General features: G+C 61.5%; 18 protein-coding genes, 1 tRNA gene and 2 pseudogenes. 7 read left to right on the forward strand and 14 right to left on the reverse strand.

The window, feature by feature from the left end; genetic code table 11:
* Nucleotides 1–2 precede the first annotated feature (2 nt).
* Nucleotides 3–245 carry a copper resistance protein CopC gene (locus LQ220_RS05665; protein WP_354957136.1) on the reverse strand — a complete coding sequence of 81 codons (243 nt, stop codon included), beginning with the start codon at nucleotides 243–245 and terminating at the stop codon, nucleotides 3–5.
* Here LQ220_RS05665 and LQ220_RS05670 point away from each other — a divergent pair.
* From LQ220_RS05670 to LQ220_RS05690, 5 genes and pseudogenes are all read left to right on the forward strand, one after another.
* Nucleotides 190–1,965, forward strand: coding sequence for a copper resistance system multicopper oxidase (locus LQ220_RS05670; RefSeq protein ID WP_230187516.1), 1,776 nt, complete (start codon nucleotides 190–192; stop codon nucleotides 1,963–1,965). The two genes, LQ220_RS05665 and LQ220_RS05670, sit on opposite strands and share 56 nt — an antisense overlap.
* Nucleotides 1,962–2,240, forward strand: a complete 279-nt coding sequence (locus tag LQ220_RS05675; RefSeq protein WP_230187343.1) for a hypothetical protein — start codon at nucleotides 1,962–1,964, stop codon at nucleotides 2,238–2,240. The genes LQ220_RS05670 and LQ220_RS05675 overlap by 4 nt, the downstream gene beginning before the upstream one ends.
* 38 nt (nucleotides 2,241–2,278) lie before the next feature.
* Nucleotides 2,279–3,010, forward strand: a pseudogene (locus LQ220_RS05680) (copper resistance protein B); the annotation flags it as partial.
* A 419-nt stretch (nucleotides 3,011–3,429) separates the two neighbouring features.
* Nucleotides 3,430–3,630: a hypothetical protein gene (locus tag LQ220_RS05685; protein WP_230187344.1), complete on the forward strand. Its 201-nt coding sequence runs from the start codon at nucleotides 3,430–3,432 to the stop codon at nucleotides 3,628–3,630.
* A gap of 126 nt (nucleotides 3,631–3,756) precedes the next feature.
* A pseudogene (locus LQ220_RS05690) lies at nucleotides 3,757–4,177 on the forward strand (DUF411 domain-containing protein).
* On the opposite strand, the gene LQ220_RS25005 reads toward LQ220_RS05690, so the two are convergent.
* The 5 genes from LQ220_RS25005 to LQ220_RS05715 form a co-directional block, all read right to left on the reverse strand.
* Nucleotides 4,137–4,436: a class I SAM-dependent methyltransferase gene (locus LQ220_RS25005; RefSeq protein WP_354957139.1), complete on the reverse strand. Its 300-nt coding sequence runs from the start codon at nucleotides 4,434–4,436 to the stop codon at nucleotides 4,137–4,139. The pseudogene LQ220_RS05690 and the gene LQ220_RS25005 overlap by 41 nt on opposite strands.
* Nucleotides 4,437–4,448: 12 nt before the next feature.
* Entirely contained in the window at nucleotides 4,449–4,571 is a 123-nt protein-coding gene (locus LQ220_RS05700) for a TRIC cation channel family protein (RefSeq protein WP_230187345.1), read from the reverse strand.
* 104 nt (nucleotides 4,572–4,675) lie between these two features.
* On the reverse strand, nucleotides 4,676–5,275 hold the full coding sequence (gene wrbA / locus LQ220_RS05705) for an NAD(P)H:quinone oxidoreductase (RefSeq protein ID WP_230187346.1): 600 nt from the start codon (nucleotides 5,273–5,275) through the stop codon (nucleotides 4,676–4,678).
* Nucleotides 5,272–6,084, reverse strand: coding sequence for a class III extradiol ring-cleavage dioxygenase (locus LQ220_RS05710; RefSeq protein WP_230187347.1), 813 nt, complete (start codon nucleotides 6,082–6,084; stop codon nucleotides 5,272–5,274). The genes wrbA and LQ220_RS05710 overlap by 4 nt, the downstream gene beginning before the upstream one ends.
* A 5-nt stretch (nucleotides 6,085–6,089) precedes the next feature.
* Nucleotides 6,090–6,497: a DoxX family protein gene (locus LQ220_RS05715; protein WP_230187348.1), complete on the reverse strand. Its 408-nt coding sequence runs from the start codon at nucleotides 6,495–6,497 to the stop codon at nucleotides 6,090–6,092.
* Nucleotides 6,498–6,600: 103 nt separating this feature from the next.
* Between LQ220_RS05715 and LQ220_RS05720 the strand changes: the two genes are divergently transcribed.
* Nucleotides 6,601–7,473 (forward strand): LysR family transcriptional regulator, encoded by an 873-nt coding sequence (locus LQ220_RS05720; protein ID WP_230187349.1) that lies wholly within the window; start codon nucleotides 6,601–6,603, stop codon nucleotides 7,471–7,473.
* Nucleotides 7,474–7,651: 178 nt separating this feature from the next.
* On the opposite strand, the gene LQ220_RS05725 is transcribed toward LQ220_RS05720, so the two are convergent.
* From LQ220_RS05725 to LQ220_RS05750, 6 genes are all read right to left on the reverse strand, one after another.
* Nucleotides 7,652–7,727: transfer RNA gene (locus tag LQ220_RS05725), tRNA-Lys, on the reverse strand.
* Nucleotides 7,728–7,852: 125 nt separating this feature from the next.
* A complete protein-coding gene (gene rodA / locus LQ220_RS05730; protein WP_230187350.1) occupies nucleotides 7,853–8,959 on the reverse strand; it encodes a rod shape-determining protein RodA in 1,107 nt (368 codons plus the stop codon).
* Nucleotides 8,956–10,989 (reverse strand): penicillin-binding protein 2, encoded by a 2,034-nt coding sequence (gene mrdA, locus LQ220_RS05735; RefSeq protein WP_230187351.1) that lies wholly within the window; start codon nucleotides 10,987–10,989, stop codon nucleotides 8,956–8,958. The genes rodA and mrdA overlap by 4 nt, the downstream gene beginning before the upstream one ends.
* Complete coding sequence (mreD, locus tag LQ220_RS05740; RefSeq protein ID WP_230187352.1) at nucleotides 10,986–11,498, reverse strand: rod shape-determining protein MreD; 513 nt, start codon at nucleotides 11,496–11,498, stop codon at nucleotides 10,986–10,988. The genes mrdA and mreD overlap by 4 nt, the downstream gene beginning before the upstream one ends.
* Nucleotides 11,495–12,403, reverse strand: coding sequence for a rod shape-determining protein MreC (gene mreC, locus LQ220_RS05745; RefSeq protein ID WP_230187353.1), 909 nt, complete (start codon nucleotides 12,401–12,403; stop codon nucleotides 11,495–11,497). The genes mreD and mreC overlap by 4 nt, the downstream gene beginning before the upstream one ends.
* A 15-nt stretch (nucleotides 12,404–12,418) precedes the next feature.
* On the reverse strand, nucleotides 12,419–13,465 hold the full coding sequence (locus LQ220_RS05750) for a rod shape-determining protein (RefSeq protein ID WP_104953246.1): 1,047 nt from the start codon (nucleotides 13,463–13,465) through the stop codon (nucleotides 12,419–12,421).
* A 149-nt stretch (nucleotides 13,466–13,614) separates the two neighbouring features.
* Here LQ220_RS05750 and mutL point away from each other — a divergent pair, with 149 nt between their 5' ends.
* Nucleotides 13,615–15,396, forward strand: coding sequence for a DNA mismatch repair endonuclease MutL (mutL, locus tag LQ220_RS05755; protein ID WP_230187354.1), 1,782 nt, complete (start codon nucleotides 13,615–13,617; stop codon nucleotides 15,394–15,396).
* A gap of 513 nt (nucleotides 15,397–15,909) precedes the next feature.
* Here mutL and LQ220_RS05760 read toward each other — a convergent pair.
* A complete protein-coding gene (locus LQ220_RS05760) occupies nucleotides 15,910–17,457 on the reverse strand; it encodes an alpha/beta hydrolase domain-containing protein (RefSeq protein ID WP_230187355.1) in 1,548 nt (515 codons plus the stop codon).
* Nucleotides 17,458–17,824: 367 nt separating this feature from the next.
* Nucleotides 17,825–20,242 (reverse strand): TonB-dependent receptor, encoded by a 2,418-nt coding sequence (locus LQ220_RS05765; RefSeq protein ID WP_230187356.1) that lies wholly within the window; start codon nucleotides 20,240–20,242, stop codon nucleotides 17,825–17,827.
* Nucleotides 20,243–20,248: the final 6 nt, after the last annotated feature.

Below are 20,248 nucleotides of genomic sequence, written 5' to 3' on the forward strand. Positions count from 1 at the left end.
CTTCAGCGTACGGTGAAGCTGAAGTCGCCGCCCATGCGATGCGTGTCGGCTCCGGCCGCGCTCCAGGTCACGCGGTAAGTCCCGCTGGCAAGCGGCCGACGGAGCAGCAAAGTCATCGATTTCCTGTCATTGCCAAGCCGGGCGGTGAAACCCGTGATCGGCATCGGCGCATGGCTTGCCATACCCGGCATGCCGGTCATTGCGATCTCGGCCCTTGCCGTTGCGCTCGATCGCCGTACCCTCATTCGTTCGGCTGCTTTGGGGGGCGGGGGCCTCGCGCTTTCGGCAGCGCTCCCCGCGTGGGCGCGCAGTGGAACTCCTGGCCTCGCAGGCCCGATGTCCGTGGTGTCCGGGGAGCAAATCGCACTATCCATCGGTCATGCCTCGCTCCGGGTCGGCGGACGTGACGGGCATGCCATCGGCATCAACGGTGCGACACCTGGCCCGGTCATCCGGTTAAAGGAGGGCCAGAACGTTCGCCTCGCGGTAAACAACACGCTGAACGAGGAAACCTCGATCCATTGGCACGGGCTGCTCGTGCCCTTCCAGATGGACGGCGTGCCGGGGGTGAGCTTTCCGGGGATCAAGGCCGGCCAGACCTTCGTGTACGAGTTCCCCGTCAAGCAGTCTGGCACCTATTGGTATCATAGTCACTCCGGCATGCAGGAAGCGATGGGCATGTATGGCGCGATCGTCATCGATCCCGCCGCGCCCGATCCGGTCGCCTATGACCGTGAACATGTAATCATGCTCGCCGACTGGAGCTTCATGCATCCGCATACCCAACTGCGGAAGCTGAAGGCGCAGCCTGGCTACTTCAACATGCAGAAGCAGACTCTCTCCGGCCTGCTCGCGGGCAAGGACCAGTCGGCCTCCGAACGCCGCATGTGGGCCGGGATGCGGATGGACCCGACCGACATTTCCGACGTCACCGGCGCAACCTATCATTTCATGGTCAACGGTCATGACAGTACCGCGAACTGGACCGGACTGTTCGCACCCGGCGAGCGGGTGCGCCTGCGCATCATCAATGCAGCCGCCATGACGAATTTCAATGTCCGGATTCCGGGTCTCGCGATGACGGTGGTCGCCGCCGATGGGCAAAACGTGCAGCCGGTCGAGACCGACGAATTCCAGATCGGCATCGCGGAGACCTATGACGTGATCGTCGAACCCAGGGCCGACGAGGCCTATGGCTTCATTGCCGAGGCCATCGATCGCTCCGGTCAGGTGCGCGCGACGCTTGCTCCGCGCTTCGGCATGGCCGCGCCGATTCCGCCAATCCGCGAACGTCCGCTGCTCACCATGAAGGACATGGGCATGGGCGATATGGCTGCGTCCGACGGCGATACAAGCGGAGCAGACCACGCAGCCATGGGCCACGACATGCCCGGGGCGGATCATGGTTCGATGAAAATGCGCGATCCCTCGGTCGCGCCGCAGGTCAAGCTGGGGCCTGGCGTCGCAACGCTCTCGCCGATGCCCGTGGACCGCACGGGAGAACGTCCGACCGGTCTTGAGAAGGTCGAGCACCGGGTGCTGACCTACCGCGACCTCAAATCGCTCGCGCCCAATCCAGACAAGCGCACGCCGTCGCGCGAGATCGATCTGCACCTGACCGCCAACATGGAGCGCTACATGTGGTCCTTCGACGGCGAGAAGTTCAGCGAAAATACCGAGCCAATCCCGTTCCGCCACATGGAGCGGGTGCGCATCAATCTCATTAACGACACCATGATGCCCCATCCGATTCACTTGCACGGACACTTCTTCGAACTGGATACTGGGAATCCCGGCCATCATCCGCTGAAACACACGGTCGACGTCCTGCCTGGCGGCAGGGTCTCGTTCGATCTGACTGCCGATGAGCTCGGCGACTGGGCATTCCACTGTCACATGCTGCTGCATATGATGTCGGGGATGTTCCGGGTCGTGACCGTGCGCCATGAGGAGGACGCGGCATGAAGACGACCCTTCTCATCAGTGCTGCGGTCCTGCTGGCAGCGCCTGGCATCGCGGCGGCCCAGTCCTCCATGTCAGACATGGCAAGAAGGATGTGCCGGCGTCAGTTCAACAAGGTCCAGCCGCGCCGGCTGCGGCAGATCATTCCGGCCATGGTCCGCCAAAGTCCGCAGTTTCCGCGCCTGCCGCGGCCGATCCCCATGCCGGACACGCTGCGGAGCCGAAGGCGGCCAGTGCGCCACAGGTCGAAGCCGTGGATCATTCCGGCCACGACATGAATGCTATGGCGGGCATGTCTGAGGACGGTCCGGTGATCGGGACTGCGCCCGCCCCGGCGCCGCCAAGTGATCATGCCGCCGATGCTGTGTTCGATCCTGCCGAAATGGCGCGGGCGAGAGAGGCGCTGCGGCGAGAGAACGGGGCGTTCTAAGGATCGATGGTGCTCTTCGACCTTGCCGAATTCCAGGCCCGAAAGGGCAGGGACGGCTATCGCTGGGCAGGCGAAGCATGGTTTGGCGGCGACATCGATCGCCTCCTGATCAAGACGGAAGGCGAGGGCACTTTCGGCGAACCAGTCGAGGACCTGGAGATTCAGGCGCTCTATTCGCGCGCGATCTCGCCATTCTGGAATGCCCATGTCGGCGTGCGGCACGATATAGTCCCCAATCCCTCGCGGACTTATGCCGTTGTCGGCGTCGAAGGGATCGCGCCGTACTGGTTCCATCTGACCGGACAGATGTTTCTTTCGGACAAGGGCGACCTGCGCGCGCGACTTGAGGGAAGTTACGATGAGCGCATTACCCAGCGCCTGATCCTCCAGCCTCGGGCGGAGTTCAACATCTCCGCTCAGGACATGCCGGCGATCGGGGCAGGATCAGGTCTCACGGACTTCGAACTGGGCGCGCGCCTGCGCTACGAGATACGGCGGGAATTCGCGCCCTACGTTGGCGTGGAATGGAGCAAAAAGACTGGCGAGACTGCGCGATTGGCGCGGCTTGCCGGGGAAGATCCCGAAGCAGTCAGTTTCGTGGCCGGGCTCAGGGTCTAGTTCTGATGGCAACGGGCAAAGACTTGGTCTGGACCTATCGGTCGCGCCGGAGCAAGACTTGATCCTGTGAACTCGGCCGTCGCTCTCATTGTTGCGCTTGCATCGGTGTTCGGCTCAGGCCCGCTTTGAGCCGCGACGGCACAGGCTCCGGTTCAGACGGTTAGCATGGAATGCTGCGACATGCCGGGTAGCGGCGACCGCTCACATCGTCATGACACACCAGACGTGGCGCGGGCCTGCCATTCGTGCATCTTTCCGGCACCCGCTATCGGCACCAATCTGAATGCCACTGGATGGCATTGGATCAGTCCTGAGGTCCGGGCTCCGCAAAGCCTGTCCGGGTTGACGCTTGAACCGCCGACACCGCCCCCGCGCCAAGTGCTTCCTCGATCCATTTCAAACTTATCTGGAGAATACACATGAAATCCAAGTATCTGCCGGGCGCCCTCGCGGTCTCGCTTTCTACCGCCGTGTTTGCAGCAGAGCCTGCACCGACGCCAGAAAAGCCGTGCTGTTGCTGTAAGAAGGACGAGCACGGCCAGATGGCCTGCTGCAAGGAACATGGCGAGCAGGCTGGTGAGCATGCTGGTCACGACATGAGCGGCATGGACCACAAGTAAGTCAAGGTGCGCGGAGGGCGGTCCGCCACCCTCCGCGCGTTGCCATGTGACTACCGGCAAATGCGGACTGGACCTTAGTTTACACCGGGGCGGTTAGGCGGCCACCCGCGGATAAGGAGATCACACATGCGAAAGCTCGTTTTGGCACTGGCGTTGTTTTCGACGCCCGCGCTAGCGGCAGGCGACATCCTGATGCATCGCGATCCGGGGTGTGGGTGCTGCGAACAATGGGCTGCGCGGGTTCGGCAGGCCTTCGGCAGAAATCTGCGAATCGTCGATGACGCGAACCGTACCGCGTTCCAACGGCAGGTGGTCTTCCCGCAAACCTGGTGTCATGCCACACCGCGATCGTGGACGGGATCGCCTTCGAGGGACACGTTCCTATTGCGGACATGAACCGCGTACTGGCGAGCCGCCAGAAAGGTGTTTGTGGGCTTGCAGTTGCGGGAATGCCCATCGGATGGCGGGCATGGAGGTGCCGGGTGTTCGCGCGCAGCGGTATAGCGTCATTGCCTTCGGGGCCGCACGCAGCAGCGTATACGCATAGCATTAGTCGTCGCATTAGATGCGAGCGACTTCGTGAAGGGCAGTCGCATAGCGTCGGCACGTTGCAAGGCTGCTGCCAAAATGGCGGTATCAAGATCGACGCCCGTAACCCTTACACCCCTGCCGCAAAAACTGGCCAGGAGGGTGCCATCCTCGCAACCGACATCGAGAACATCAAGCACTTCGAGTTCGCCTGTCAGTTCGTCGATCAGTTCCGCTTCACGGTTATCTGGCCGCAGAGGCTGCAGCGCCGTAGCCATTCGGTGAAGACCTCACCCCAATGGTAGGACGAATCCGACGACATCCATCTGCTTTCGTGATGCGACCAGCGCGCCAGTGAGCGAGAAAACCACAATCCCGACCCAGTCGAGGAAAGTCACGGTGCTCTCGAACATGCTATCCCCTCGTCTCTCTGTGCCACTGGCCTGACCGTGCAGTCGGTTTTGGTGTGCGTTGACGGGCAGGGCACCATCGTGTGACGGCGCCCTGCCGCTCGAGATCAGCCGAACAGCTTGGCAGCAGTTCTTGCGACGCGCGCACCGAGATAGCGGGCCCCGGCGAGTTCATCCTCATCGGGCTGGCGGCTGCCATCGCCGCCGGCAATGGTCGTGGCGCCGTAGGGCGCGCCGCCACGGACCTTGTCATGGCCTGACTGTCCGGCGAAGCCGTAATCGAGCCCGACGATGGTCATGCCGAAATGGAGCATGTTGGTGATGAGCGAAAACAGTGTCGTTTCCTGCCCGCCATGCTGGGTGGCCGTTGATGTGAAGGCCGCGCCGACCTTGCCGTTGAGCGCGCCGCGCGCCCACAGCCCGCCGGCCTGATCGAGAAAGGCGGCCATCTGCGACGAGATCCTTCCGAAGCGCGTGCCTGTCCCGATGACGATGGCGTCATAGTTCTCAAGCTCGGCCACGGTCGCGACCGGAGCAGCCTGGTCGAGTTTGAAATGGCTGGCCCGCGCCACCTCCTCGGGAACGGTTTCCGGCACACGTTTGACATCGACAGTCGCGCCTGCTTCTCGCGCGCCTTCCGCGATGGCCTGCGCCATCGTCTCGATATGGCCATAGGTCGAATAATAGAGGACGAGAACTTTGCTCATGGCTGCTTTCCTTCTTGTTGGGTCGAAATAGTTGAGGCGCCGAAGGCGTAGGCATCCATCCGAAGGACGCCGTAGGTGTTGCTGGTGTGGAGCCGTTGCACGGGGCCGCCGGCTCCCGCCGCACCCAGTGCAACGAACAGGGGCAGGAGATGCTCCTCGGTTGGATGGTTACGCTGCGCGTGCGGGGCGAGGCGGCGATAGGCCAGCAGATCGCAGGTGCGTCCTTCACCCAGCGCTGCGTCGAACCAGTCTGCAAACTCCGTAACCCATTCGGGCTCTGCCATGCCTGCCTGGCCGCGCCAGCTCGACAGGTCGTGCGTGAAGCTGCCGCTGGCGACGATCAGCACGCCTTCCTCAGCAAGCGGCGCGATTGCTCGGCCGACTTCCAGGTGGTGGCCGGGACCGAGCTGGCTTTGCACGGACAGTTGCACCACCGGGATGTCGGCGTCCGGCCAGGCGAGCATCAACGGCACCCAGGCCCCGTGATCGAGACCCCTTGCGGTATCCGTGGCCGAGGGAAGTCCCGCCTCGGCGAGGAGATCCACGATCCGGTCGGCAAGCTGCGGGTCACCCGGCGCGGGATAGGTCAGCTGATAGAGCGCCTCCGGAAAGCCCGCAAAGTCGTGGATCGTCCGGTTGCGCTCGACTGCGTTGACGCTAGGGATGGGCGTTTCCCAGTGCGCGGAAACCACCAGGATCGCGCGGGGCCGCGTCAGGGCGGTCGGAAGTCCCTTGAGGAAGTCGCGGGCGGCGACATCCTCGAAGGGGAGCGTCGGCGCGCCGTGCGAGAGGAACAGCGGGCGGATCATGTAATTCAGTCCTTCTGCTTCAGGGGGTTGCCAATGGCATAGGCGCCGTCGCCGAGCATCGCCTGGACAGCCAGAGCGATGGCCCAGAACACAGGATATTCCCAACCACCGCCGGTATTGGAAAATGTGAAGCCGTTGCCGGCATGCGGCACGATCGCCCCGATCATGATCGGCAGCGCCGCCAGTGCGGCCCAGCGCGTCATGAAGCCGAGGATCAATGCAAGGCCAAGCCCAATTTCGCCAGCCATGACCGGATAGGCCAGGATGCCCGGAAAGCCGATACTTTCGAAGAAGCCAGCCGTTCCGGCGGGCGTGAAAACCAGGACCTTGATCAGCCCATGGGTGAGGAGAAGGCCGCCGCTGGTCACGCGGAGCAGGGCAATTCCTTGCGAAGTCGAAGCTGTCTGGGTCATGGTCAATCGTCCTTTGTCTCGTTGACCCTCAGATACGCGCTTGCGAAGCTGCATGTCATTCGCGAAGATTGACTAGTCGCCATGCGTTTTCGTATGAAATTGCATGGACTGGGACGATCTTCGCACATTCCTCGCCATTGCCCGGCACGGGACACTGTCTGCTGCGGCACGTGCGCTCGGAGTGACGCAGCCGACGATGGGGCGCCGGCTCACTGCGATGGAATCACGGACGGGTGCGCGGTTGCTGCAGCGCCTGCCCGGTGGCTATACGTTGACTCCCCTTGGGGAGACTGTGCTGGGCAACGCCGAACGCGTGGAAGCAGAGGTACTGGCCGCCGAACGCACCATCACCGGCAAGGATGTCGCGCTGGAAGGCCTGGTCAGGCTGACCACGGTCGACACGCTTGCAGCGCGGATCGTCACCCCGGCGCTCGTCGCCCTGCAAGCCAAGCATCCGGGTATCGTTGTCGAACTTGTTCCCGATACACGCTCCCTGAGTCTATCCAAGCGCGAGGCCGATATCGCGCTGCGCATGTCACGCTTTGAGGGGCACGAGGTGGCGGCGCGCCGCGTCGGTGCGCTCGCCATGGGACTGTTTGCATCTCCGGACTGTGCCGAGCGCCTCGGGCAGGATCAACCCCGCCTCGTGACCGTACTCGACGATCAGTCGCACCTGCCGGAGGCCAAATGGCTGCGGGATACCTTTCCCGATGCGACGATCGGCTTTTGCTCCAACAGCCGCGAGGTGCAGGTTCATGCAACTCTTGCCGGAGCCGGGGTTGCGGCGCTGGCCCGCTATCGCGCTGATGGGGAGGCGGGGCTTGTTCGCCTGTTCCCCGACAAGCCCGATCTAATTCGCGACATCTGGATCGGTGTCCATGTCGATATGCGCCACATGCCGAGAGTCCGAGCGGTGACCGATGCGGTGGTCGAAGCGCTGCGGAAAAACGCCGCGATTCTCAATCCGGGGCTCTGAGCACCACGTGCAGGTCTCGCAAGACATGCTCAAACACCCAATGAACCAAGTTTCTTTCTCGTCCTGGCGTAATCAACCACCACCCGACCGCTGCTACCTAGAGAGCTACCTGGCGATCTGCGAGCGGAAATGCGGCCGCCCTCGCGGTCATCTAATATATTCAAATATATGGAGAATTTGGTGGACGCACTAGGGCTCGAACCTAGGACCCGCTGATTAAGAGTCAGCTGCTCTACCAACTGAGCTATGCGTCCACATTGCCTGGAAAGTCCGCCGCAGACCGGCGGTTCCGTTGGTCAGGGCGCGGCAATTACCATCATGGGCGGGGTTTGCAAGCATCAAATCGCTATGGTCCGCACTTTTTGGAGATGCGCGCCTCTCAACCCCAGTTACTGCGGGTCTGGCGGCGCGAACGGTCGATCGCCATTATCATGCCGATGCACAACATCACGGTCAGCATAGACGATCCGCCATAGGACATGAAGGGCAGGGGGATGCCCACGACCGGTGCCAATCCCATCACCATCATCAGGTTGATCGCGAGATAGAAGAATATCGTCGTCGTCAGGCCCGCCGCCGCCAGCCGCGCAAACTTGTCCTCCGTGCGCAGCGCCACGCGGATGCCCCAGCGGAACACGAGCATGAACGCGGCGATCAGGCATATTCCGCCCACCAGGCCCCATTCCTCGGCCATGGTGGCAAAGACGAAGTCAGTATGGCCTTCGGGCAGGTAATCGAGATGGCTCTGTGTGCCGTTCAGGAAGCCTTTGCCGAAAATACCGCCCGATCCGATGGCGATCTTCGACTGGCTGATATGATAGCCCGCCCCGAGCGGATCGCTTTCTGGGTCCATGAAAATAAGGACGCGCTTCTGTTGATATTCATGCAGAAAGCTAAACGCGACTGGAATGATCGCTGCGCCCGCGATGCCCGTTCCAATGAACAGGCGCAGCGGCAGTCCGGCAAGAAACATGACCGTTACACCACCCGCCAGAATCATCGTAGCGGTGCCCAAATCGGGCTGTACGAGCACCAACGCCCATGGCAGGCCGATGAGCACCAGCGCAGGCCATATCGCGCTCCAGCGGCGCAATTCACCCACTGGAAGCCGCGCATAGAATTGCGCCACGGCCAGCACGATCACCGGCTTCATGAATTCGGAAGGTTGCAACTGCATGAAGCCGAGATTGATCCACCGCTGGCTCCCCCCCGCGACACCGCCGATAAGCTCGACCAGCACCAGCGATACCAGGACGGCGATATAGGCCGGAAAGGCCAGCGTGCTCATAAGTTGCACGGGTATGCGAGCAATCGTCAGCGCCATTGCCATGAAGATTGCGAAGCGCACCGCCTGATTGATTGCCCAGGGCGTGATGCTGCCCCCGGCAGAGCTGTACAGAACGACGCAGCCGAAGAATGCGATGGCCGTCAGCAATCCGATGACGCGCCATGGCAAGGCGGAGATGGGGGCGGGGACTATGCTCAATCGGGTTGCTCCGCTGCCGCATTATCGGTCTGCGCCATCACATTGGCCACGGTGGCGACTGTCGCATTGGCCGCGTCCATTTCCTCGGGGGTCAACGTGGTTTCCAGCCCCTTCGACGCTCGGAAAGCCGCCATTTGCGCGGCCATGCGCTGTGTGGGGGTGCCGCCCCATTCCGCTTCGAGCGTTTCAAGCTTTTCCATCGCTTTCTTGGGATCGAACAGGAACGAGAGCGTGTCGCTGGCAATCGGCCCAGCATCCTGCGCGCGGATCAAATGCCCACCATGCTCTAGGATGCAGGCAACGGCGTAGCGGGGATTGTCATAGGGAGCAAAGCCCTGAAACAGCGAGTGGTCGCGCAATTTGAACGGCAGCGAAGCGTCCCTGCGGACACCGCCTGCACGCTCCGCCATGGTGATGCGCCTGACCTGCGCCGTGCCAGTCTTGCCGGCCAGCAGCACGTCGGGCACCTGCATCCGCGCGGCGCCGCCTGTGCCGCCGCCGTTTACCACTGCGCTCATAGCTTCGTGGATGATCGTCAGATGATCGGGACGCACTTGAATGGAAGGAGCGTCGGGACGCTTTTTGTCCATGATGAAGTGCGGCGTCAGCATCTTGCCGGAGGCAAGGCGAGCGGCCATCACGGCCATCTGGATCGGGTTGATGAGCATGTACCCCTGCCCGATGGTCGCGTTGACCGTGTCGTATACCTGCCACTTTTCCTTATATTTCTTCAGCTTCCATGCTGGGTCTGGCACCGTGCCATAGCTTTGACTGGGGAAGGGCATTTCGAATTTCTGCCCCATGCCCAGCCGCCGCGCCATATCCGCGATCACATCCATGCCGACACGCTGCGCCATTTGATAGAAATAGATGTCGCAGCTTTGGGCGATGGCGCGTTCCATGTTGACGCTGCCGTGGCCACGCCGCTTATGGCAGTGGAACAATGTGTTGCCGACCCGGATCGCGCCGGAACAATTCACGCTGTCATTGGGGCTGATGCCCGTTTCCAGCAGGGCGAGCGCCACCATCGGCTTTACTGTCGAACCGGGCGGATACAGTCCTTTCAGCGTCTTGTTGCGGAGCGGCACATGGTCGTCCTGCGACAGCATGTCCCATTCCAACTGGCTGATCCCGTCGGAAAAACTGTTGGGATCGAAGCTGGGCATGGATGCCATCGCCAGCACATCGCCATTTTTGCAGTCGATCACCACTACCGATCCGGACTGGGTGGCAAGACGACGCCCCGCATATTCCTGCAACCCGGCGTCGATCGTCAGTTGCACGGTGTGGCCGGGCTCATCAGGTCGCGTGGTCAGTTCGCGCACCACCTTGCCGCGCGCCGTTACTTCGACACGCTTTGCGCCGGGCTTGCCGGTCAGTTGCCGGTCGAAGGATTTCTCCAGTCCGTCCTTGCCCAACTTATAGCCGGGCGTGATGAGTAGCGGATTCTTGTTTTCCTCATAATCCTTGGCCGAGGCAGTGCCGACATAGCCCAACAGATGCCCCACGGTCGCGCCGCCCGGATAGAAGCGCGAGAAGCCCTGCGTGGGCGCTACACCGGGCATCTCCGGCAAGCGCACGCTGATAGCCGCGAACTGGTCGTAGGTCAGGCTTTCGGCAACCTGCACAGGCTGAAACCCATGCGCTTTGCCAAGGTCGCCTTCGATCCGCTCGACTTCGTCGGCGGGCAGGTCGAGCAGGCGCGCCAGCGTCGCGACGGTGCCCCTGGGGTCACGCAGCCGGTCGGGAATGATATCGACACGGAAATCGGTGCGATTATTGGCCAGCGGGCGGCCATGCCGGTCGATGATCCAGCCCCGGCGCGGCGGAATCAGCGTCAGGTTGACGCGATTGCTCTCTGACAGAAGCTGATATTTCTCGTTCTCGGCAACGCTGATCCACGCCATCCGGGTGGCCAGCAACAGGCCTATACCGCCCTGTATGCCCCCCAGCACCATCGCGCGGCGCGTGAACGAAAAGGACTGGCTGGCTTCGGTAACGGTCTTGCGGGTCGGCTTTTGAAACTTCATGCCATGATGCGCCAGCGGTCGAGCCACGCGCATTGTCGCGCGACGAAGGGATACAGAAGGACGGACCACAGGATTTGCGGCGCAACCAGCGCAATGGTGCCGCCACCGCCAGTCAGCCGCGCGAACCATAAGCCGCCGCTGATGCAGAAAATAACCGCAATTCCTGCAATTAGCCAGTCCTGCCAGTAATCGCGCCAGATAAGCCGGCGTTCGGAAAAATCGATGGCGATCATCGTCAGCGTCCACAGGCACATTGCGCTGCCCAGCGGCTGCCCGCTCATCATGTCATCGAAGAAACCGAGGGGGAGGGCGATCCACGCAGGCCACAGCTCCGGCCGCAACAACCGCCATGACAGCAGCAACAGCAAGCCGACAGGCGGCAGCACCGGCGACTGTGCAATGATCGGCAGCGCCGTCAGCATGGACCCCAGCATGACCGTGATGAGCGGCGTCGCCTTCAACCGGAAGCGTGATGGGTTCCCGCCCAGCCGCGGTCCCTCGGGGATCATGGCGCTACCGGGGCGGCAGGTGCGGCCTCATCCGCCGGGGCTGGAGCAGCCGGCCGCGTCACCGTCGCTTCGAAGGGGCGCTGCACGATGACAGCCTCGACGCGCGCAGGGTTGGCCAGCGGCGCGGCAATGGACTTGTCGCCTTCCACCCGCACGATGATCGCGACCGGAATATTGGGGCGATACAATCCACCCGTGCCGGACGTCACCATGATGTCACCTGGTTTGAACGGGTTGTTCCCGGCATTGAGCGAGCGGATCTCCAGCGATCCATCGTCCAAACCTGTGCAGATCGCCGCAATATTGTCCTTCGCCCGCCGCACCGGCACGATGCTCTGGCTGTCGGTCAGCAACAGCACCTCGGCAGTGTTCGGCCCAGCCGTCTGGATACGCCCGATCAGCCCTTCGGGCGCACGCACCGGCATCCCGGCATAGGCACCTTGCGATTTGCCGGCATTCAGCCGCGCCATCCGTCGCGAACTGCTGGACGAGGAACTGATGAGACGCGCGGCAACGACTTCGCCGTCCTCGTCCTCCACCAGCTTGAGCAACTTTTTGAGGCGCAGGTTCTCTTGCTCGATGGCCGCTGCTTCGATCAGACGCGTGCGATTGGCATCGACTTGCCGCCGCAAACCGACATTCTGCGATCCTGCACGGAAATAGGCGACGATCTGTTCGTCCACGGTGCCCACTCCGCTGACCAACTGACGCATCGTGGCAGAAATGGGTCGGGTGATTTCGCCCGCAGTGGACCGGATCGCGGCAAACCCCGTCGGGTCGAACATGGCAACGACGATCAGCAACAGGCCGACCGCTGCCCCCGACACCGCTACGACATAGCCGGCGAACAAGCCATATTGCGCTTTCCGGTCATAGCCGGGGCGCCGGCTGGGTGGCCGCGCCATCGCTCAATTCTCCAATCAGCCGGTTTGCAGCACGCCCCGGAACATCGGATCTTCCATCGCGCGACCGGTGCCGATCGCAACGCAGGTAAGGGGATCTTCCGCGATGGTGACGGGCAGGCCGGTTTCGTCGCGCAATTCGTCGTCCAGACCTTTGAGCAGCGCGCCGCCGCCAGTCAGGACGATGCCCTGATCCACGATATCGGCGGCCAGTTCAGGCGCAGTGTTTTCCAGCGCGATACGCACACCTTCGACGATGGTGCTGATCGGCTCGGCCAGCGCATCGGCGATCTGGCCCTGATTGATCGAGATTTCCTTGGGCACGCCGTTCACCAGATCGCGACCCTTGATGTGGATCGTCTCGCCCACGCCATCGGCGGGCGACTGCGCCACGCCATATTCCTTCTTGATCCGCTCCGCGGTGGCTTCACCGATCAGCAGGTTGTGGTGACGACGCACATAGGAAACTATGGCTTCGTCCATCTTGTCCCCGCCGACACGCACCGACGTCGTATAGGCCAGACCGCGCAGCGAAAGCACCGCGACTTCGGTCGTGCCGCCGCCGATATCGACAACCATCGAACCGATCGGCTCGGTCACCGGCATGTCGGCACCGATCGCGGCTGCCATCGGCTCTTCGATCAGGAAAACCTGAGAGGCACCGGCATTGCTGGCCGCGTCGCGAATGGCGCGCCGCTCGACCTTGGTGGAGCCGCTGGGCACGCAGATCACGATTTCGGGGAAGCGCCATGGGCGTGCTTTGCCGCCATGCACCTTGGTAATGAAATGCTTGATCATCTGCTCGGCGACATCGATGTCGGCGATCACACCGTCGCGCAGGGGACGAATCGCTTCGATGCTGTCGGGGGTTTTGCCCATCATCAGCTTCGCGTCGTCACCGACCGCCTTCACCCGCTTGATGCCATTCAGCGTTTCGACCGCCACGACCGAAGGTTCATTCAGCACGATGCCGCGCCCACGGACATACACCACCGTATTGGCGGTCCCCAGATCGATGGCCATATCCTGCGAGGAAAATTTGAATAAACGCGAAAAGATCGACATGCTTTTCCCTAGTCCTGACGACCCACCCGCAATCGGACAGGCAGCCGCGAAATATCTGTGTCCCCGCCAGCGCCCGGTCGCCCTTCGATATGGAAAAAATGTCAGGCTGCGGGTCGCGGAAGGCGTTCGCTTGGGCTACTCACTAACCAATGTCAATACGCCGCCTCCCCGAACATCTGGTCAATCGCATCGCTGCGGGCGAAGTCGTCGAAAGACCGGCGAGCGCGCTCAAGGAACTGGTGGAGAACGCCGTCGATGCCGGATCACGCCGCATTCACATACGCTTGGCGGCTGGCGGTCTGGACCGGATCGAGGTGCTGGACGACGGATGCGGCATGTCGCGCGACGATATGGCCCTCGCGCTGGAGCGTCACGCCACGTCGAAGCTGCCGGATGACGCGATAGAGAACGTCGCAACGCTCGGTTTTCGCGGCGAAGCGTTGCCCTCTATTGCCAGCGTAGCGACCGTCACCATCGAAAGCCGCACCCGAAAAGGCGACGGCTGGCAACGGATCATCGACAATGGCGCGCTACAGTCGGAAGGCCCGGCGGCGATTCCCCCCGGCACCCGGATTCGTGTCGAGCAGCTTTTCGGGAAGGTGCCTGCCCGCCGCAAGTTCCTGCGCTCGGCGCGGTCGGAATATGCCGCCTGCCTCGATGTGATCCGCCGCCTCGCCATGGCGCGGCCCGACATTGCCTTCACGCTGGAGCATGACGGACGCCGCGCCATATCCGTGCAGGAAGACGAAAGCCGCGAGGATCGCGTCGCCGCGCTCACCGACCGCGCCCTTGCCGACAATCACGTCGTCATCGCGCTGGAGCGGGAAGGGATCAGGCTCGCGGGCGTAGCCGGGTTGCCGACTTATCATCGCGGCGTGGCCGATCATCAGTTCCTCTTCGTCAACGGCCGCCCCGTGCGCGACCGCTTGCTGGTCGGCGCTGTGCGCGGCGCTTATGCCGATCTGCTTGCGCGAGACAGGCATCCCGTGGTCGCCCTGTTTCTGGATCTGCCGCCGGGCGAAGTCGACGTGAACGTCCACCCCGCCAAGACCGAAGTGCGCTTTCGCGAGCCCGCGATGATCCGCGGCATGATCGTCAGCGGCCTCAAGCGCGCGCTCGATGAAGCGGGCTTCCGCTCGGTCCAGCGCGCCGACCCTTCTGCCTTCGCCGCGTGGCAGCAGGAACCGGTCTCGCCCACGCCCATCGGCGCAATGCCGATCTTCGAGGCGGCAGGCGATCTGCCGCCCACCACCTACGCACCCAGTCTGGGCGACCGCCGCGCGTCCTTCCTCACCCCGCCGCCCATGGCCCGCGCCGAACCGGCGGCGCAGGCACCGCCCCAAGTGCACAGCTTCCCGCTGGGCGTCGCGCGTGGCCAAGTCGCGAAAACCTATATCGTCGCTGAAGCCGAAGACGGCCTCGTCATCGTCGATCAGCACGCCGCCCACGAACGCCTCGTGCTGGAACGGATGCGCCGCGCACTGGACGGGGCCGGGGTCGCGTCGCAGGCTCTTCTCCTGCCCGAAGTCGTCGAACTGGACGAACCTGCCTGCGACCGGCTGGAAGCGCGCATCGCGGAACTCTCCGAATTTGGCCTGGACCTCGAACGCTTCGGCCCCTCCGCCATGCTCGTCCGCTCGACACCTGCGATGCTGGGGGCAGGGGACGTGCACGGCCTCGTCACCGATCTGGCCGACGACCTCGCCGCCTATGACAGCGCCTTGTCGCTCAAGGCCCGCCTCGATCTCGTCGCCGCGACCATGGCCTGCCACGGATCGGTGCGGGCAGGGCGGGTGCTCTCCGTCGCGGAAATGAACGCGCTCCTCCGCGAAATGGAAATCACCCCCCATAGCGGCCAATGCAACCACGGCCGCCCGACCTGGGTGAAACTGGGGCATGGCGATATCGAGAAGCTGTTCGGGCGGAAGTGATTGGGCAGAATCCTACCATCGGCCCTTCAGCACCGACACTTTAGCTAACGCGGGGGGCTCATCCCGTGGGGGAATTAGGCTTTAGCAAAGCGCCAATCTCCGCCGTCGTGCGCCTCTGTCAGAGATGCCAGCATTCGCTGGCATGAGGAGATTGCCGCGTCCTTATAGGCCTGGAGGACATGCTTCCCTTCGCGGGCTGCCCGTTCGCGACAAATCCAGAGCCGATCCTAAAGTGATGCCCATTTTGTTGGCCGCGGATTAACGGGAAATGCGGATGATTTTGGGTTCCCCTCAATCCCGGGATCGGTGAGGTTCGATGCGGGGGAACGTCGTATCCCCGTCTATAGTTGGCAGGTAGCAATCCGGATCATTATCGCTCGCAGCGGCGAAGCTATCGGGGAGCCTACTGGTTACCCTTTTTATGCCCGAATTCTGGCCGAGCACCCAGTAAAACTGAACCGCCGCTGACCGATCGCACAAGGCCTCCTCCGGCCCGCAGAATTCGGAGAATCCTCAATGATGGGGCAAAGGAACATCGCGTGCAAAGTCCAGGGGAGATGCAACAGGTTTCAGTCCGGCTGCATCCTCCTCCAGCAGATAGCCTTCTGCCACCGACTGACGTTTCGCTTCTTCAAACTGGCGCGCATAATTATCGTAGCTGCCGTATAGTTGGCGCAAGCGCACGGCGGAATAAGGCCTTTTGCTGTCGTAGATGACACCGCAGCCTGTTTCATAATCGGTCCAGTATTCAGCGGCAGGAACTTGTATCCACGGCGGACGCACACCACCGTCGATGTTCCCGGTCCTCGTATCACGTTGAACGCCTTTATTCAGGCGCTGAACCCGATTGGCTTTGGGCATGGGGACGTTAAGGCGGACCGCGCGATCCATGGCATCCAGAATGGCCGAAAAGGGCAGTTCAGACGGCTCGTCATAAATGAACTGGCATCGCGGATCGTCCGGTTTGCCGGCTTCATTAGGCCACGCCTCGATCTCACCTGTACCCAGGTCGGCTTCGCGAAGGTGCGGCGTGCCCATAACCTCATAATAACGCAGGAGCGGCCTGTCGGTATCGCTTGGGAGAGTGATGCCTTCAATGGCGTCGTGCAACGTCTCGGACTGGCTGTACACCGTAACGAAAGGGGCATCGTCCGGCATATGCGCAGGAACCCTGATCGGGTCTCCCGCTACCTCGCCATAAGCTAGCTTTCCCGTCATATAGGCGTCGATCAAGGGTCTGCCATCGGGCATTCGCCACTGCTGGTGGCGCCCCTGGTCAAGATAATCGAGCCAGACCTGCGCGGTGACCGCCGAACTGTTCACATAGACGCGCTGGACCCGTAGTCCTCTGGCAGGTCCGTCGGGCAGATTGGATTTAAGCACCAGCGCCAGTTGCGCCCCAATCGCTTGCGACTGCGGCGCGAACGGGTCTGGCGCGCCGCCGCGTTGAAAGCGTTTCGCGTCGTAATAGCTGCCGAGCGGCGCATAGCGCGCATAGTCGAACCGGCGCATAAAATCGAAATTTACGATTCCGCCGTATTGGCGAATACTATCCTCTTGTTGCTTGGGATTGACGGGTGTTGGCGGAAATTTGGGGTCATCGGCTAGGCCGTTGATATTAAGCGTGTAGCCCACGAAGGCGTAGCCCCGGCGCAGCAGATAGTCCCGCGTGAGAATCCATCCTGCGGCGCGCTCGCCGAACCAACTAAACGGCTCGATTATAACCGTGCCATTGAAACGTGTCGCATCCTTAGGTTTGCGAATTAAAAACCGCGTCACGTAAGGGGCATCGACCACAATAGTCCCCTCCGCATTGATCGCTGGCGCAAGCCCGGAAAGATAATATTCCTCTTCAACATAATGGGCGTCTTCAAGATTAGCGTGCTCGGTGCCGGTGCGGAGTGCGGACGACAGCGGCAACAGGCCGCTTTGCGGCACCAAAGAGATATTGGGCATCCGCGGCGTTTCGGCGCATGCCGGGTAAACGATCCCCATTCCCATGACGACCATAACGAAATGGCAGCGCGTCTGCCGGCCAACCTTCCAATGGCACCTGCTCATCGGGAAAGGCCAAGGATGAAGAATGACGGTCCCACCTTATAGCAGGTCGGGAAGCACTGTTGCAATTGTCGAACTATCATTAAGATATGGTAATCTTTGTTGCCAGCAAGGCAATTTAAATGATCTCGCTTCAGCGAGGATTGTGTTGGTGAGAACCCCTATCAAATGCGCGGACTGGCGAAAGTTAATGCGTCCGCGAATGCAACGCGATGAGCGTTCTTTTAGCCCTAATGCGCACCAAGTCGTCGTGTACAGCAAGATTTCGGGTTTTCTTGCAATCTCAGAGCCCGGAACAACGATCGCCGTGTTCCGTGCCCTGAGTACTCCTACGACGGATCATCGCCGAAACGACGATCCGTCAGCTCGGTTATTGGCGGCCAAAAGGCACCCGCAGCGTAGCGCCGTAGGTGGCCGGTGGCGCATAGATCGACGTGGTGCCCAAAATGCCGAGGTTCAGAGCATAAGCACGAAACGCCTTGTTGAAGACATTTTTGCCCCAGGCCGTTAAGGCGATCCCGGTCCGCTTGTCGGTGTAGGTCAGAGATGCGTTGGTAACGTTGTATGCTTTTTGCAGCGATGATGGGCCGTTGGTCACTTCCAGATACTGATCATCATACCAGACGCCGTCGACCTGCGCCGCGACATTCCCGGCACCCATATCGACATTGTAACGCAGCAGGTAATTCAGGCTGAACCGCGGTGCATTCGGGAATTTCGCATTGTCGATCGTCTTTTGCGGAAAATCGCACAGGAAGAAGCCGCCCTGGTTCTTGCAATATTGGGTGTCAGGGGCACCGGGGAAGAACTCCGGTCCGATCTGTGTGCCGGTGGCCGGCACGCTCTTGACCTTCGACACTTGCCAAGTCGCACCCACGACCGCATCGAAACGGGGCGATGGTGACCAGAAGCTCTCCAACTCCGCGCCCGTGGACGTCGCGTCACTATTGTAGATATGGGGTACGCCGCCTGCCAGCGAGAAGGCCTGGTAGTCATCGTACATATAGTGGAACAACGTGCCGTTAAGCCGCAGGGTTCGACCCAACATCGCTGTCTTGAATCCCGCTTCCAGGCTGTTGAGGGTTTCAGGACGATGTTTGAAATCGGCAGGGTTGATGTTGGACGACAAGGACCAGTTTCCGCCCTTGATACCGCGATTCCAGGAGGCGAACAGGAGCGTATCGGATGTTGCCTGGTAATTGAGCGATACGCGCGCGGCCCAATCCCTGTACACTTCCCGATTAACGCCGGGCACGACCTGGGCCAACGCCTCGTCCGTAATCAGGGTCACCGGATTGGGATTAATCGCCGGATCGAGCAATATCGCGGCATAGTTGATCGATTTGTGATCGACGGAATAGCGACCACCCACCGTCAGCGTCAGCTTGTCCGTCATCGTCACATCGCCCTGTGCAAACAGCGACCAGTTGCGCGACGGCGTTCTGTAGGGCTGATCTACGCTGGGTGAATTGAAAGCCCCATTCGCAGCGATGGCCAGATCGATAACCGGCGCGCCGGTCACCTGATGATGCCCGTTATAGAGCATGTTGAGGTAATAGCCGCCAACCTGCCATTTCAGACCGGGCAAGTCGCCGGACAGTCGAACTTCCTGAGAAAACTGATGAAAGCGGATGCCGGTATCCACATTGGCGGTCAGGAAAGGCGTACCATCGCCATCCTCGTCATAATCTTTGTTGAGCGTCAGATAGTTGGTGATGGACGTCAGCGACAGCGAGTCAGACAGTTTCCAGTTCAGTTCGCCCTGATAGCTGTTCACTACGCGATCGAGATTACCCTTGCGCTCACCGAAATGCTCCCAAGGGGAAGCGCGTGTGCCGGTAATGCCATTGACGACGCCGCCAGTGCCATCGCTGAGACCAGCAGCATTAGTGTGACAATAGCCATTGGCTTCGAAATCGCAATTTTCAAAGACATAGCCCCCAGTGGCGACGTGATTGTCTTCCGCATGTTTGTACCAGAGGCTGATCGTGGCATCGGGGGATACGTCATATTGGAGGTTGATGCGGGCAGCCCAGCCGTTGCGACCGCCCAAATCCTGGCCGCTGCCGTTCAATATCGTTCCGTCGGCGAGGGCCGTGTCGCGCGATTTGATATAGCCATCGGCTTTTTCGATCCGGCCTGCGGCGCGCACGCGCAGACCGGGCGCTATTGCGCCACCGATACCGCCTTCCAGCGACCACGCATTGTAGCGGCCATAGTCGCCCTGAGCATAGCCATTGAATTCATTCTCGCTGGCGTCGTTGCTAAGATAATGGATGAGGCCACCCGTGGCATTGCGACCAAACAGCGTGCCTTGCGGCCCACGCAACACTTCCACCCGCTTGATATCAAAAAGCTGCCCCGACAGCGCATTCATCGACGCCACATAGGCGTTGTCCTGATAAACTGCGACAGGCGCTTCCAGATTGTCAGTGAAGTTGTTCTGCGAAATGCCGCGCAGGCTAAAGATGGTCAGGTTGGGCGACCAGGCGTTGAAATGCAGGGCCGGGATCTGTTGAGTGATCTGCGTGGTTTCGCGGATGCCGAGACGCTGGATCTGCTCTCCCGAAAAAGCGCTGATGGAAATCGGCACCTTTTGAAGACTTTCACCACGCTTCGTCGCGGTAACGACAATCTCACCCAGCATGCTGCTGCTCTGCGTCTCGGTGGTGTCCTGCGACGGTGGCGACTCGGTGGACTGCGCCCGGGCTGGTGCCGCGCTCGCCAATGCGACACTACCCAGAGCCAAAGCCAAGAGGCTCACCTTGGCATGATCAAACCCTGTCATATTTAT

Origin of the sequence: Sphingobium sp. CECT 9361 (assembly GCF_918741285.1) — a bacterium.
Taxonomy (GTDB): domain Bacteria; phylum Pseudomonadota; class Alphaproteobacteria; order Sphingomonadales; family Sphingomonadaceae; genus Sphingobium.